The organism is Flavobacterium sp. ZB4R12, from assembly GCF_048276375.1.
In the GTDB taxonomy this organism is placed as follows: Bacteria; Bacteroidota; Bacteroidia; order Flavobacteriales; family Flavobacteriaceae; genus Flavobacterium; species Flavobacterium gawalongense.
The window spans coordinates 21,328-37,208 of the sequence record NZ_JBLNKS010000003.1 but is presented as its reverse complement, the minus strand read 5'-3'; the positions used below and the strand labels follow the sequence as shown (position 1 = coordinate 37,208).

The 15,881-nt window shown below is 34.4% G+C and carries 14 protein-coding genes and 1 riboswitch; of the genes, 10 read left to right on the top strand and 4 right to left on the bottom strand.

All coding sequences use genetic code 11. The annotated features are described in order from the left end of the window. Window positions 1–76: 76 nt before the first annotated feature. Window positions 77–718: a polysaccharide deacetylase family protein gene (locus tag ACNO7W_RS02705; RefSeq protein ID WP_417936923.1), complete on the top strand. Its 642-nt coding sequence runs from the start codon at window positions 77–79 to the stop codon at window positions 716–718. A gap of 13 nt (window positions 719–731) precedes the next feature. On the opposite strand, the gene ACNO7W_RS02700 is transcribed toward ACNO7W_RS02705, so the two are convergent. Beyond that, a complete protein-coding gene (locus tag ACNO7W_RS02700) occupies window positions 732–1,028 on the bottom strand; it encodes a thioredoxin family protein (protein WP_143385951.1) in 297 nt (98 codons plus the stop codon). A 73-nt stretch (window positions 1,029–1,101) separates the two neighbouring features. Continuing rightward, a complete protein-coding gene (locus ACNO7W_RS02695) occupies window positions 1,102–2,337 on the bottom strand; it encodes a metallophosphoesterase (RefSeq protein ID WP_417936922.1) in 1,236 nt (411 codons plus the stop codon). 257 nt (window positions 2,338–2,594) lie between these two features. Between ACNO7W_RS02695 and polA the strand changes: the two genes are divergently transcribed. After that, the gene (gene polA / locus ACNO7W_RS02690; RefSeq protein ID WP_417936921.1) at window positions 2,595–5,435 is read left to right on the top strand and encodes a DNA polymerase I; all 2,841 of its coding nucleotides are present in this window, start codon (window positions 2,595–2,597) and stop codon (window positions 5,433–5,435) included. A gap of 119 nt (window positions 5,436–5,554) precedes the next feature. On the opposite strand, the gene ACNO7W_RS02685 is transcribed toward polA, so the two are convergent. Beyond that, on the bottom strand, window positions 5,555–6,580 hold the full coding sequence (locus tag ACNO7W_RS02685) for a LacI family DNA-binding transcriptional regulator (RefSeq protein ID WP_417936920.1): 1,026 nt from the start codon (window positions 6,578–6,580) through the stop codon (window positions 5,555–5,557). A gap of 345 nt (window positions 6,581–6,925) precedes the next feature. Here ACNO7W_RS02685 and rplM point away from each other — a divergent pair, with 345 nt between their 5' ends. From rplM to tsf, 4 genes are all read left to right on the top strand, one after another. Further along, entirely contained in the window at window positions 6,926–7,381 is a 456-nt protein-coding gene (rplM, locus tag ACNO7W_RS02680; protein ID WP_035669714.1) for a 50S ribosomal protein L13, read from the top strand. After that, window positions 7,381–7,767, top strand: coding sequence for a 30S ribosomal protein S9 (rpsI, locus tag ACNO7W_RS02675; protein WP_035669712.1), 387 nt, complete (start codon window positions 7,381–7,383; stop codon window positions 7,765–7,767). Before rplM ends, rpsI begins: the two co-directional genes overlap by 1 nt. A gap of 219 nt (window positions 7,768–7,986) precedes the next feature. After that, window positions 7,987–8,784, top strand: coding sequence for a 30S ribosomal protein S2 (gene rpsB, locus ACNO7W_RS02670; RefSeq protein ID WP_417936919.1), 798 nt, complete (start codon window positions 7,987–7,989; stop codon window positions 8,782–8,784). A 132-nt stretch (window positions 8,785–8,916) separates the two neighbouring features. Continuing rightward, window positions 8,917–9,741, top strand: a complete 825-nt coding sequence (gene tsf, locus ACNO7W_RS02665) for a translation elongation factor Ts (protein ID WP_417936918.1) — start codon at window positions 8,917–8,919, stop codon at window positions 9,739–9,741. Between the two features lie 229 nt (window positions 9,742–9,970). Here tsf and ACNO7W_RS02660 read toward each other — a convergent pair whose 3' ends face one another. Continuing rightward, window positions 9,971–12,046 (bottom strand): M3 family metallopeptidase, encoded by a 2,076-nt coding sequence (locus ACNO7W_RS02660; RefSeq protein WP_417936917.1) that lies wholly within the window; start codon window positions 12,044–12,046, stop codon window positions 9,971–9,973. A 142-nt stretch (window positions 12,047–12,188) separates the two neighbouring features. On the opposite strand from ACNO7W_RS02660, the gene ACNO7W_RS02655 reads away from it, so the two are divergent. From ACNO7W_RS02655 to thiC, 4 genes are all read left to right on the top strand, one after another. Further along, a complete protein-coding gene (locus ACNO7W_RS02655) occupies window positions 12,189–12,836 on the top strand; it encodes a queuosine precursor transporter (RefSeq protein ID WP_314896146.1) in 648 nt (215 codons plus the stop codon). A gap of 2 nt (window positions 12,837–12,838) precedes the next feature. Next, a complete protein-coding gene (locus ACNO7W_RS02650; RefSeq protein WP_314896147.1) occupies window positions 12,839–13,399 on the top strand; it encodes a DNA-3-methyladenine glycosylase I in 561 nt (186 codons plus the stop codon). A gap of 120 nt (window positions 13,400–13,519) precedes the next feature. Continuing rightward, window positions 13,520–13,615: riboswitch (TPP riboswitch) on the top strand. A gap of 63 nt (window positions 13,616–13,678) precedes the next feature. After that, entirely contained in the window at window positions 13,679–13,885 is a 207-nt protein-coding gene (gene thiS, locus ACNO7W_RS02645; protein ID WP_143385931.1) for a sulfur carrier protein ThiS, read from the top strand. Window positions 13,886–14,040: 155 nt separating this feature from the next. Continuing rightward, window positions 14,041–15,864, top strand: a complete 1,824-nt coding sequence (thiC, locus tag ACNO7W_RS02640; protein ID WP_143385930.1) for a phosphomethylpyrimidine synthase ThiC — start codon at window positions 14,041–14,043, stop codon at window positions 15,862–15,864. The last annotated feature ends 17 nt before the right edge of the window (window positions 15,865–15,881 follow it).

The following is a 15,881-nucleotide window of genomic DNA, read 5'->3' as shown; positions in this document are numbered from 1 at the left end:
TTTAATTTGACAATCAGAAAATGTAGCGATATTGAAAAATGTCGCTATTTTTTTTTACTTTTAAATAAAAAAACAAATGAACCTTTATTGGATAAAAACAAATCGGATTATAAAAAAAATATTTTCAAATTATACTTGGGACATTCCCAATACCGAAAACAAAGTATACCTCACCTTTGATGACGGACCAATACCGGAAATCACTGAATGGGTTTTGGATCAATTAAAAACACACAACGCAAAAGCAACTTTTTTCTGCATAGGAGATAACATTAATAAAAATAACAAAATATTTAAAAAAGTAATCACTGAAGGCCATGCGATTGGAAATCACACATTCAATCATCTGAACGGCTGGAAAACTACAACTGAAGCCTATTTGGAAAATTTCAAACGCTGTGAGGAAATCATTCAGCAATCTGGTATCAACCTAAAATCTAAATTCTTCCGTCCACCTTATGGAAAAATAAAAACTACCCAAGCTAAAGAAATAAGCAAATTAGGGTACAAAATAATAATGTGGGATGTCCTAAGCGCTGATTTTGATCAAAACTTATCTAAAGAAGATTGTTTGGAAAATGTGTTATCAAATATAGAATCAGGAAGTATAATTGTTTTTCATGACAGTATAAAAGCCTTCAAAAACTTAGAATATGTACTCCCTAGAACTTTAGCTTATCTAAAAGAAAACAACTTTATTTGTGATGTTATAGAATAAAAAAGAGCAATCACTACAACTGTTCCTGAACTATGCTAATTATAGTATTAGCATCTAACTCTCCGGATTGTCTCCAAATCATTAAGCCCTCTTTATAAATCATAAGGGTAGGAAGACCTTTTATTCGCAAAGCTTCGGCTAGTTCCTGATTTTTATCAACATCTATTTTTATTACTTTTGCTTTATCGCCAAGAGCAGCCGCAACATCTCTTATTACAGGATGCATAGAAACGGAAGATTCATTCCAATCTGTATAAAAGTCAATCAACACAGGGATTTGTGTATTTATAAGTTCTCCAAATTTTGACATAAAACCAAAAATTTAATTTTCTAAATTTACTAAAAAGAGATAATTATTATACAAATGTAACATTTTAAACGAATTAAGCCACATCCTTACCCTTTTTTAGTTCGATGACTGTAATTTCAGGCATTATTCCGACTCTTCCTGGATAAGCATGAAAGCCAAATCCTCTATTTACATATACATACCGGCCTACATTTTCATATAAACCAGCCCATTGCTTATAAACGTATTGCGCTAAGCTCCATTTGAAATATCCTGGAATTTCTATACCAAATTGCATTCCGTGTGTATGGCCTGAAAGCGTTAAGTGAAAATGTTTATCATGATGCTGCACTTCATGTTCCCAATGAGAAGGATCATGACTCATCAAAATTTTAAAATCTTCTTTCTTCACATGTTGAGAAGCTTTGTTTATATCTCCTGCTTTCTTAAAATTATGACCCCAATTTTCTACACCAATTAATGCTATTTTAGCATCCCCTTTTTCAATAAAAGTGTGTTCGTTTAGCAACAATTTAAAATCAATTTGTCCATATAAATTTTTTATGGCTTGAAAATTATCCTCTTTATCCTTTTCTGTAGGCCATGTTATATACTCCCCATAATCGTGATTCCCTAAAACCGAATACTTCCCATACTCATGTTTTTTTATTCTGTTGAACGTTTCTATCCAAGGATGCATTTCCTTTGCATCAGTATTTACAATATCTCCGGTAAACAAAATCATATCTGAATTTTGTTCGTTCACTAAATCTATCGCATAATTTATTTTGTCTGGATTATCGAAACTTCCACTATGAACATCTGATATTTGAGTAATTGTAAAACCATCAAAAGCATCGGGTAAATCCGGAAAAAAGATTCGTTGTTTGATTACTTTATAATTGTATTTACCTACAGTAACTCCGTATATTAATGATAAGAATGGAACTGCTGCCAATCCTAACCCAATCTGACTGACAAACTTCCTTCTTGAAGCAAAGAAAGTTACATTGTCATTCTTCTCCATAAAATAATTTACTGACCCAGCTCCAATTCTAAAAACATCTTCTCCAAGCAATACAAGGGTCAAAACCATTTTGGGAACATAAACTAATAGCACCAAACCCATTGTAAACATAGTCATCTTGGTTTGTCCGACAGAGCGGTCAAATTGCATGAAAGAATAAATAATAAATACTAAAAGCAGCAAACTGATAATCTGGTAAGAGAACAAAACCCATTTCATCTTTATTAAGGTACGTAATGCTTGAAATGCATAAAGTTCTATGATAAGAAGGACAAAACATAATAATAGTATGCGAAGAATCATTTTGTAAAGTTTTAGACAAAATAACAAAACAATTAGTTAAAACGGATTGGTATTAATTAAAATTTAACGGATTCAAAACAGGCATTGTTTTTTAATCTACAAGAAGATCGTCACAATTGTAATAATAGTAAATTGTTTGAATGCAATTTTTAGACTTCACAAAATAAGTTCAGACATGAATTATAAGAAATATTTCAAACTGCCTATTCTTTATCTGACAAGTTTTGTACTTTTGAAAACTATACAAAATCTCAATCATGTCACAACAAAAACGCCTGTTCCTTTTAGATGCTTATGCTTTAATCTTTCGTGGTTATTATGCTTTTATAAAAAATCCTCGAATCAATTCTAAAGGAATGGATACCTCGGCCATCATGGGATTCATGAATTCATTGATGGACGTAATAAAAAGAGAAAAACCAGATCATCTAGCAGTTGCTTTTGACAATGGCGGAAGTCAATTGAGAAATGACATATTCCCCGAATATAAGGCCCATCGTGATGCAACTCCCGAAGCTATAAAAATTGCTATTCCATACATACAAGATTTGCTCAAAGCGATGCATATTCCTATTATAGAAGTGAAAGGTTATGAAGCTGATGATTTAATAGGAACGATTGCTAAACAAGCTGAAAAACAAAATTATAAAGTCTTTATGGTTACACCTGATAAGGATTTTGCGCAACTGGTCTCCGAAAATATTTTTATGTACAAACCCGCCCGAATGGGTAATGGAATAGAAATTTGGGGCGTTCCTGAAGTATTGGAAAAATTCGAAATCGAAAGACCGGATCAGGTAATTGATTTTTTAGGAATGATGGGTGACACCGCCGATAACATCCCAGGCTTACCGGGTGTGGGTGAAGTTACCGCCAAGAAATTATTAAAGGAATTCGGCACCATGGAAAACCTTTTGGCAAATACTGACAAGTTAAAAGGAAAAATGAAAGAAAACATTGAAGCCAATAAAGAGAAAGGATTATTATCTAAAACTTTAGCGACTATTTTACTGGACTGCCCAGTTGTTTTCGATGAAACAGATTATGAATTATCGACTCCTGATGTCGAAAAAACAGATGCCCTTTTCAACGAACTGGAATTTCGAAGAATGGCGGAACAATTTGATGCGATATTTAAAAAAGGCGGGACTGCAACAGCAAATAAACCAGTTGATGAGGCTAAATTATATAAAAAACCACAACCCAAAAACGAAGAGCAATTTGATCTTTTTGGGAGTGCTATACCAGATGACACCTCAGAAGAAGCGCGTCATCAATATTATAATTCGTTAGAGAACACCGAACATTCCTATCAGATTATTCAAGGCGATTTAGGACTGAAATTATTGTTACAAAATTTACAAAACCAATCTTCAGTTTGTTTTGATACCGAAACAACAGGATTAGATGCTTTGCATGCGGAATTGGTTGGAATCTCATTTTCATATGAAAAAGGAAAAGGATTTTATGTTCCTTTTCCGGAAAACCAAGAAGAAGCACAAACTTTAATCGAAAAATTCATTCCTTTTTTCGAAAATGAAGCTATTGAAAAAATTGGACAGAATTTAAAATACGATTTAAAAATTCTTTCTAATTACAATATAACAGTAAAAGGAAAATTATTTGACACGATGATTGCACATTATCTGATCAATCCAGATATGCGTCATAACATGGATATTTTAGCGGAAACCTATTTGAAATATTCTCCTAAATCCATCGAGACTTTAATTGGAAAAAAAGGAAAAAACCAGAAATCAATGCGTGACATTGAATTGGAAGAAATTAAAGAATATGCCGTTGAAGATGCCGATGTCACTTTGCAACTCAAAGAAATATTCACTTTGGAATTAGACAAAACAGAGACTAAGAAACTTTTTGAAGAAATTGAAATTCCGCTGGTAAAAGTCTTGGCTGACATGGAAAAGGAAGGAATTCGCGTAGATACCGATTTCTTAAAATCTTTATCCAAAACATTAGACGATGATATTAAGATTTTGGAAGCATCTATTTACGAAACTGCCGGTGAGAAATTTAATCTGGCTTCTCCGAAACAATTGGGTGATGTTTTATTCGATAAATTGAAAATTGGAGGATTAAAGCAAAAGAAAACCAAAACCGGTCAATATGCCACAGGAGAAGAAATTTTAAGCTATTTAGCTACCGACTATCCAATTGTTAAAGACATTCTCGACTGGCGTCAATTAATAAAACTGCAAAACACCTATGTTGATGCTTTGCCAAACCAAGTAGACAAAATTACGAATCGAATACATACCGATTACATGCAAACTGTGGCCGCAACCGGACGTTTGAGTTCCAATAATCCAAACTTACAGAACATTCCGATTCGTACTGAACGTGGCCGACAAATCAGAAAAGCATTTGTGGCAAGAGATGAAAATTACACTATCGTTTCTGCCGATTATTCCCAAATAGAATTGCGAATTATTGCTGCATTGAGCGGTGAAGAAAACATGATTGCCGCCTTTCAGAATCACGAAGACATTCATAAATCGACCGCTTCAAAAGTATTTAACGTTCCGTTGGAAGAAGTGACACGCGAACAAAGAAGTCATGCCAAAACGGTAAACTTTGGAATTATATATGGCGTTTCGGCTTTTGGATTGAGTAATCAAACTTCACTTTCCCGTTCTGAAAGTGCCGCTTTGATTGAAGCCTATTACAAAACGTATCCTAGATTGAAATCCTATATTCAAGAACAAATTGAATATGCCCGAGAAAACGGTTTTGTACAAACCATTTTAGGCCGTCGTCGCTATTTAAAAGATATCAATTCAGCCAATGCTGTGGTCCGTGGTGCTTCCGAAAGAAATGCGGTAAACGCTCCAATACAAGGAAGTGCTGCTGATATCATCAAAATTGCGATGATTAGCATTCATAAAAAACTAACTTCCGAGAACTGGAAAAGTAAAATGCTATTACAGGTACATGATGAGCTTGTTTTCGATGTTCATAATTCTGAACTTGAAAAAATCCAGCCGATGATAAAATACGAAATGGAACATGCGTTTAAACTTGATGTGCCTTTGGATGTCGATTTAGGAGCCGGTAAAGATTGGCTGGAAGCGCATTAGAATCTGTTTTTTTAAAATCAAATACAACTATTTGGATTGAAAACTATTAGTTTAAAAGACAAAAAAAAGCCATTCAAAATTTTGAATGGCTTTTAAATTCGTCAACTTATTTTAAGGTATTACAATTTCCTCGTTGACTCTCTTTCTTTCAATTTTGTTTTGATTACAACTGTTTCATAAGGGAGATTCTCCTCTTTTGATTCTAATCTGTTAATAAGCAATTTGGCAGCGACTTCCCCTATTTCTATACCATGCTGACTTACAGTGGTTAAACTTGGCGACAATCTTCTGGAAGCAAGGATTCCATCTGCAAATCCTATAATAGAAATTTCTTCCGGCACTTTAAACCCTTTTTTAATAGCAATACGTAATGCCGCTACTGAGTCATTTTCTTCCAGAGCAAAGATTCCGTCAATTGTGTTATTGTCAAAAATCTTCTCAATTTTATCTTTCAAATCATCCTCGGAATCTGTACGAATAATTAAATTCGGATTCACCGCAATATTATTTTTTTCTAATGCTTTAAGATACCCTTCAGCTCTTAATTTACCGACACTTAAATTATCTACAGAAGAAAATAAAGCAATGTTTTTGCAACCTAAATCTATTAAACGCTGTGTAGAATTTAAAGCCGAATCGAAATCATCAACTACAACTTTATCACATTCTACGCCTTCAGCAATTCTATCGAACATAACTATAGGAGTACCATCATTAATAATTTCTTTGAAATGATTGTATTCATGAAGTTTTTGCGCTTCTTCTGAAACAGACAAAATAAATCCGTCAATAGTTCCATTACTCAACATTTCAAGAGTATGTGCTTCTTTTTCTAATGATTCATTAGAGATACACATTATTACATTATATCCTTTTTTGTCAGCAATTTTTTCAATTCCGCTAAATACTTTTGCAAAAAAAGAATTCAGAATATTGGGAATTATAACACCAATAGTTTTTGTTTTTCTATTTTTAAGATTCAGACCAATAACGTTTGGTTTATAATTTTTGAGTTTTGCGTATTCTTTAATTTTAATTTTTGTTAATTCACTAATTTCAGGACTATCATTAAGTGCTTTTGAAACTGTAGAAACAGAAACATTCAGTTCTTTTGCAATTTGTTTTAGAGTTGCTTTAGCTTTCATAGGTCGGAATTTATTGCTTTTTAATGATTATAAAAAACATGACAATTTAAAAATAGATTTATAATTGTGTTTCTTTTACAAAACAGTTACTTTATTATGTAAAAACTGCGTTTACAAAAGTGTAATATACAAATTTTATTTGACAACAAATGTAATACAATTATTGAAAGACCTATTATAAGTATAATTCAAAAAAACATATCATAAATTTAATCTAAATATACATTTGATTATCAGAGTAAAAACAAGGAAAAAATAATCATTTAAGGTATTTGTATTTAAAATAATTAATTGTACTTTTGCAACCCCTTTATTGGGGATGGAATGTTTAATTAAAAAAATATTATGGACGCATTAAGCTACAAGACACAATCAGCAAGCAAAGCCACCGTTACAAAAGAGTGGATTGTTGTAGATGCTGATGGTCACAACTTAGGTCGTCTTGCTTCAAAAGTCGCTATGATTTTGAGAGGTAAGTACAAACCAAGTTACACACCACACGTGGACTGCGGAGATAACGTAATCGTTATCAACTCAGAAAAAATTAACCTTACAGGTAACAAAATGGATGAAAAAACATACATCCGTCACACTGGTTACCCAGGAGGTCAAAGAACTTTAACTGCTAAAGTATTGCAATCAAAAAACCCTGCATTACTAGTTGAAAAAGCAATAAAAGGGATGTTACCTAAAAATAAATTAGGTGCTGAACTTTTTAGAAATTTAAATGTTGTTGTAGGATCAGAGCACAAACAAGGCGCTCAAAAACCTAAAACAGTTAACCTTAACGATCTTAAGTAATGGGAGTTATTCACAAAATCGGTAGAAGAAAAACCGCTGTTGCACGTGTTTATGTTTCGGAAGGAACAGGAGTAATCACTGTAAACAAAAAAGCATTCGAAACATACTTCCCAACTGCAACTTTACAATACAAAGTATTACAACCTATGTCTATGACAGAAAATGTAAGCAACTTTGACGTAAAAGTTAACGTTTACGGTGGTGGTTCAACTGGTCAAGCAGAAGCTGTAAGAATGGCATTAGCACGTGTTATGTGTGAAGTAAATGCTGAAAACAGAGGGATATTGAAACCAGAAGGTTTATTGACAAGAGATCCAAGAATGGTTGAACGTAAGAAATTCGGTCAGAAGAAAGCTCGTAAGAGATTCCAATTCTCTAAACGTTAATATTCAATCTGAACTTGTTTCAGATTCTCATGTTCATACGCTGGTTTTATTATCAGCTTAAACTGAAAAGATGCTGAAACGAATTCAGCATAAAAATTTAAAAAACAAAGTTGTTGTTGCTCTCCTACTGAGGTAGGAAATAGTTTAGCATCTAAATGTATAAAGCCGAGAAATCGCCATTTATGCATTGCTAATCAACAGAACGTAAACTAGAACAAAATGGCAAACAAAGTAGAAGTAAAAGAATTACTAGAAGCAGGTGTTCACTTCGGACACATGACTAGAAAATGGGATCCAAACATGGCTCCTTACATTTATATGGAGCGTAATGGTATTCACATTATCAATCTATATAAAACTGCAGCAAAAATTGAAGAAGCTAATGAAGCTTTGAAAAAAATCGCTGCATCAGGTAGAAAAATATTATTCGTTGCTACCAAAAAACAAGCAAAAGATATCGTTGCTGAAAAAGCAAAAGCTGCAAACATGCCTTACATCACTGAAAGATGGCCTGGTGGAATGCTAACTAACTTCGTAACTATCCGTAAAGCTGTTAAAAAAATGGCTACTATTGATAAAATGAAGAAAGATGGTACATTCATGACCCTTTCTAAGAAAGAGCGTTTACAAGTGGATCGTCTTCGTGCTAAATTAGAGAAAAATTTAGGTTCAATCGCTGACATGTCTAGACTACCAGCTGCATTGTTCGTAGTTGATATCAAAGCGGAACACATCGCAATAAAAGAAGCTCAAAAATTAAACATTCCAGTTTTCGCAATGGTGGATACCAATTCTGACCCAAGAGAGGTTGAATACGTAATCCCATCTAACGATGATGCTTCTAAATCAATTGATAAAATTTTATCTTTAGTTACAGCTGCAATTGTTGAAGGACTTTCTGATAGAGGTTCTGACAAAGAAGGTGAAGCTACTGCTGAAGTTGTTGCTCCTGCTGCTGAAGCTGCAGAAGTAGCTCCTGCTGTAGAAGCAGCTGCTCCAACTGCAACTGAAGAATAAATAAACATTTAATTCCAAGTTTTAATTCCTCTCCATAAAAAATTAGAAACCTAAAGTTGATAATTTAATAAAATTGGAAATTGGATTTGAAACTTGGAATTTTTTACTTTTAACCTTAAAAAATAATACAACATGGCAACAATTACTGCTGCAGACGTAAATAAATTAAGAACAATCACTGGTGCAGGAATGATGGACTGCAAAAAAGCTTTGGTTGAAGCAGACGGAGATTTTGATTTAGCTATCGAAAACTTACGTAAAAAAGGACAAAAAGTAGCTGCTAACCGTTCAGATAGAGAATCCACTGAAGGTGCTGCAATTGCTGTTGTAAATGCTGACAAAACTGCTGGTGTTGTTATCACATTGAACTGTGAGACTGACTTCGTAGGTATGAATGAAAACTTTGTAAAAATGGCTACTGATATGGCTAATTTGGCATTGAATTTTGACAATAAAGAAGCATTTTTAGCAGCTGATTTCAACGGAGTTACTGTTGCTGATAAATTAATAGAGCAAACTGGAGTTATCGGTGAAAAACTAGAAATAAGAACTTTCGAAAAATTAGAAGGTGCTTTCATCGGGTCTTACATTCACTCTGGAAACAAAATCGCTACTTTAGTTGGTCTATCTGCAAAAATTGAAGGTGCTGATGAAGTAGCAAGAAACATCGCCATGCAAGCTGCAGCTATGTCACCTATCGCATTAGACGAAAGTGGTGTTGACGCTGAAACTATCTCTAAAGAAATAGAAATTGCTAAAGATATCCTACGTCAAGAAGGAAAACCAGAAGCAATGTTAGACAATATCGCTAAAGGTAAATTGGCTCGTTTCTTTAAAGACAACACTTTAGTAAACCAAGATTACATTAAAGATAATAAAATGAGTGTTGCTACTTATGCTAAATCTTTAGATAAAGATCTTATCGTTACAGGTTTCAAAAGAGCTGCTTTAGGATAATTTATTCTAAACTCAATATAAAATCCCATTTCAAAGTAATTTGAAATGGGATTTTTTTCTATATCTGTTTAAAATTGATTGTGTACATAAATTGAAAATCTGTGCTATATAAAAGCATATTAAAGGCTTACACTTCAACGCCATCTGGATTTACGAATCACGAATAAAGATATAAAAAACGGCATCTCGTAATCGAGATGCCGTTTTTTATTGGATCAAATTTTAAAAACTACTTCACCATAGGGAAATTTTTTGTTCGCATTAAAGCATCAACCTTGGCATCGCGACCACGAAATGCTCTATAGGCATCACCTTGGTCAGTAGTATTTCCTGAACTGAAAACATATTTCAAAAGTCGTTTAGCAACTTCTTTGTCATAAGGTCCTTTTGCTTCTGTAAACGCTTCATAAGCATCGGCACAAATAACATCTGCCCATAAATAACTATAATAACCGGCTGAATATTCATCGCTTGAAAATATATGTCCAAATTGTGGAGTTCGATGACGCATAACTATTTCTTCCGGCATATTTAATGCTGCCAAAGTTGTTTTTTCAAAAGCATCTGGGTCAACTTTATCATTAGTCATGTGCAGTTTCATATCAATTAAAGCACTTGAAATTAATTCTACCGTTTTAAATCCTTCATTAAATGTGTCCGCTTTATTAATTTTAGCCAACAATGATTCTGGTATTGGCTCATTCGTTTTGTAATTCAAAGCATAGGTTTTCAGAACTTCTGGAGTAGAGAGCCAACGTTCTAAAATTTGTGATGGAAACTCAACATAATCTCTTGCCACATTAGTTCCTGACAAAAGCGGATAATTCACATTAGAGCATAATCCGTGTAAAGCATGACCGAATTCATGAAAAAGCGTGCTGGCATCATCCCAAGAAATTAAAACGGGTTCCCCTACTTTTCCTTTGATGAAATTGGCATTATTGGAAACTATTGTTGGTATATCTCCATTAAACTTTTCTTGGCTTCTGTACTCATTCATCCAAGCTCCAGAACGTTTTCCTTTTCTTGCATAAGGATCAAAATACCATAGACCAACATGTTTCCCTGTTGTTTTATTCAGCACTTCCCAAACTTTTACATCTGGTTGATACACTTGTATGTTATTAGCCGGAACAAATTTTAAGTCAAATAATTCGCCTGCAACCCAAAACATTCCTTCTCTTAGTTTGTCTAATTGCAAATATTCTTTAACTTCATTTTGATCTAAATCGTATTTTTCTTTTCTAACTTTTTCGGCATAACAACGATAATCCCAAGGAGAAATTTTGAACTTGCTTCCTTCTGAATCTACAATTTTTTGCATATCGGCAACTTCAATTTTTACTTGTGCAACGGCTGGTTTCCAAATAGCAAGCATTAGTTCCATAGCCTTTTCAGGAGTCTTTGCCATTGTATTGGATAATTTCCAATTCGCATGAGAAGCAAATCCTAAAAGTTTAGCTCTTTCAGAACGAAGTTTCAAAATTTCAACAATTAAGGAATTATTATCCTGAGCATTTCCATTATCACCTCTATTGATGAACATTTCCCAAGCTTTTTCTCTTAATTCTCTATTCGCTGCATAAGTTAAAAAAGGCTCTACAGAGGAACGCGTATTTTCAATACAACCTAAACTTGTAAGTTTTCTTTCTTTAGATTTCGCAATAGCTGCATTTTTTAATTCGGCAGACAAACCATCAAAATCAGATTCATTTTTTAGTTCCAAATATTGATTATTTTCTTCTGAAAGCAAATTTTGATTGAATTTTGTAAAAAATCCTGCTAATTTTTGATTGATTTCAGCCACTTTAGCTTTAGTTTTCGCGTCTAATTTAGCTCCTTTACGAACAAAATCTTCATAATAAACCTTTACAAGACGTTGTTGTTCCTTGGTTAATCTTGTTTTGTTTTTAGAATTGTAAACCAAAGCAATACGCTTGAAGAGTTTAGTGTTTTGAGTTATTTTATCTGCAAGATTTGCCAATTTTGGTTCAAACTCTGTTTCAACAGGTTCAAATTCCGGGCTATTCATATTAGAGCTATAAATCCCGTAAACCGCCATAACTCTTGAAAGTCTTTTTCCTGCACGTTCCATCGCTACAATCGTATTTTGAAAGCTGGCGGGTTTAGTATTATTTGCAATAGCATTAATCTCATTGAGTTTTTCTTGTATAGCAAATTCTAATGCTGGCTTAAAATCAACAATTTTATAGTCATTAAAAGCTGGCGCCCCATGGTTTTCTCCAATCCAATCCTTGAGTAATGGATTGTTATTTTGAGCTGCAATTGGCATAATTGAAATCATAGAAATTAAAATTATAATATTTTACATATTCAAATTATTCGATATCAAATATACAGAAATTGACAATGCTTTATTGAAGTTGAAAAAGATATTCTTAAAACGATTTTTACCATAAATTTATATCTTTATTGAAAATTATTTTATGTTTCAATCCAAAAAAGACACCGTCTATGTTATTCTGGCTGGAATTTTCATAACCAATGCTGTTGTAGCTGAATTAATAGGAGGGAAACTTATTTACGTAGGTCCTTATTTGATGAGTATTGGCATATTGCCATGGCCAATAGTATTTGTAACAACGGATTTAATCAACGAATATTTTGGAGAAAAAGGGGTTAAAAAATTGTCATTGATAACCGCAAGTTTAATTGCTTATTGTTTTATATTACTTTTCTTTGCTTTAAAAATACCCGCTGTAAAAGGAACAAATTTGGTAACCGATGCGCAATTCAATGGTGTATTTGGACAAAGCATGTGGATAATTGTTGGCAGCATTACAGCTTTTTTAGTTTCACAATTAATTGACGTAAGTATTTTTCACTTTTTTAAAAACAAAACCGGCAATAAAATGATTTGGTTACGAAGCACCGGATCAACTGTTATTTCGCAATTATTTGATAGTTTTATTGTATTAGGGATTGCCTTCTGGATGACCGGAAAAATGACTGCCGAAGTTTATATTGCTTCTGCATTTACTGGATATTTTGTAAAGTTGATTATTGCTATTTTACTAACGCCGTTAATTTATTTAGGGCATTCATTAATTGAAAAATACATTCATAATAAATAATCATGGAAGAAAAAAAACGATGTGCTTGGTGCGAAAAAGATGATTTATATCGAAAATACCATGACGAAGAATGGGGAGTTCCCGTGTATGAAGATCAAAAATTGTTTGAATTTCTGGTTTTAGAAACTTTTCAGGCGGGTTTAAGCTGGTACACTATCCTAAAGAAAAGAGAGAACTTCAAATTAGCTTTTGATAATTTCGATTATAAAAAAGTAGCATCCTATTCTGAAGATAAAATTCAGGAATTGCTACAAGATGCAGGAATTATTCGGAATCAGTTAAAAATTCGCGCCGCTGTTTCCAATGCGGTTGCCTTTATGAAAGTACAGGATGAATTTGGCAGTTTTAGCAAATATATTTGGAAATTTACCGATGGAAAACCAATTCAAAACAACCGACAGTCCTTAAAAGAAGTTCCTGCGACTACTCCGCTTTCGGATGAAATCAGCAAAGATTTAAAAAAAAGGGGATTCAAATTTGTAGGTTCTACAGTGGTTTATGCGCATATGCAAGCGACAGGAATGGTTGACGATCATGTAGAAGATTGCTGGAAGAGGAATTAGTATTCAGTTTGCAGTCGCAGTGTTCAGTTTTCAAGAATACCGCAAGTGACAACTGCAAACTGTGACTGAAAAATTTCAAACATTTAACATACAACCTATTAAATAATAAATTACATTTGCTTCACACTTTAGGGGTGTCTACAAATTGTAGGCTGAGAATTACCCTCTGAACCTGATCTAGTTCATACTAGCGTAGGGAAAAGTAAGATGACTCCCTAGTACATTTATGTACCCATGTAGCCATTCCTAAAGTATAACTGTATACTAAATTCAAAAGGAATGGAGCTCAAAATCAACAATCAAACGAAACAATTTGCAACTGACAGTCTAACTGTTCAAGCACTTCTTGACTTGGAAATTCCCATCAAACAAAATGGAATTGCCGTAGCCATTAACAATTCCGTTATTCCAAAATCCAACTGGAATTCCCATCCTATAAAAGAAACCGACGACATTCTCATCATCTCTGCAACTCAAGGAGGTTGATTAGTTTGCAGTGTTCAGTCTTAGTGTTCAGTTCCGATAGCTATCTGAAGTAGATTTTAGATTATAAAAAACAACTAATAACTATATCCATCTTGTCTCCCTCTCCTTCGGAGAGTCCCGAAGTTTCGGGAGGGGAGAGGAAAAAATTCAAACAAATGAATAACGAAGAAAAAATCTCAAGAACCCCGTTTCCAAACTCTACAAAAATTTACGTAGACGGAGCCATTCACCCGATAAAAGTAGCGATGCGTGAAATTGCATTGGCAGATACTAAATTATCCAACGGAAGAATAGAAAAAAATCCACCTGTAACTGTTTATGATACTTCAGGTCCATTCACCGACCCAAATATCGAAATTGACATTCGAAAAGGATTACCCCGCATTCGCGAACAATGGATTTTAGACCGTAATGACGTTGAAGAACTGACTGAAATCTCTTCTGAATACGGAAAAAAACGTCTGAATGACGAAAAACTAAACGAGTTGCGTTTTGAATATTTGCACAAACCCATGCGTGCCAAAAAAGGAGCTAATGTATCTCAATTGTATTATGCAAAACAAGGAATCATAACGCCCGAAATGGAATACATTGCCATTCGTGAAAACCAACGCTTGGAGTTAATAAACGAACAAACCAAGGCGATGCAATGCCAACATGGCGGAAACAGTTTTGGAGCTAATACGCCAAAATCTAAAATCACACCGGAGTTTGTCCGTAGTGAAGTAGCCAGAGGTCGTGCCATTATTCCAAACAACATCAACCATCCAGAAAGCGAACCGATGATTGTGGGACGTAACTTCTTGGTAAAAATTAATGCTAACATAGGGAACAGCGCCGTAACTTCAACTATAGAAGAAGAAGTAGAAAAAGCAGTTTGGGCTTGCCGTTGGGGAGCTGATACGATTATGGATTTATCAACAGGTAAAAACATTCACGAAACCAGGGAATGGATCATCCGAAATTCTCCTGTGCCAATCGGAACCGTGCCTATTTACCAAGCTTTGGAAAAAGTAAATGGCGTTGCCGAAGATTTAACTTGGGAAGTGTTTCGCGATACGTTGATTGAACAAGCAGAACAAGGGGTATCTTATTTTACAATCCATGCGGGCGTTTTATTACGTTACATCCATTTAACTGCCAATCGCGTTACCGGAATCGTTTCCCGTGGTGGTTCTATCATGGCAAAATGGTGTTTGTTTCACCACAAAGAAAACTTCCTTTACACCCATTTCGAGGAGATTTGCGAAATCATGAAACAGTATGACGTAGCTTTCTCATTAGGAGATGGTTTACGCCCAGGTTCTATTGCCGATGCGAATGACGCCGCTCAGTTTGCCGAATTGGAAACACTTGGCGAACTCACAAAAATAGCTTGGAAACACGACGTTCAAGTATTTATTGAAGGTCCTGGTCACGTTCCAATGCACATGATTAAAGAAAACATGGACAAACAATTAGAACATTGTGATGAAGCTCCTTTTTATACTTTAGGACCATTAACAACAGATATTGCCCCGGGTTATGACCACATCACTTCCGCTATTGGCGCTGCGATGATTGGCTGGTACGGATGCGCGATGTTATGCTACGTGACACCAAAAGAACACCTTGGCTTACCCAACAAAAAAGACGTTAAAGACGGTGTTATCACTTATAAGATTTCGGCTCATGCCGCTGACTTGGCCAAAGGTCATCCTGGATCACAATACCGTGACAATGCCTTGAGCAAAGCACGCTTTGAATTCCGTTGGGAAGACCAATTCAACTTGTCTTTAGATCCAGATACAGCTCGTGAATTTCACGATGAAACATTACCGGCTGATGGTGCAAAAGTGGCTCATTTTTGTTCCATGTGTGGACCAAAATTTTGTTCTATGAAGATCTCACAAGAAATTCGTGATGTTGCCGAAGCCGAAAAAGGTATGAAAGAGAAATCACAAGAATTTGTAGAAAGTGGGAAAGAGATTTATAGCTAAAAAGAGAGAAGAGTAAA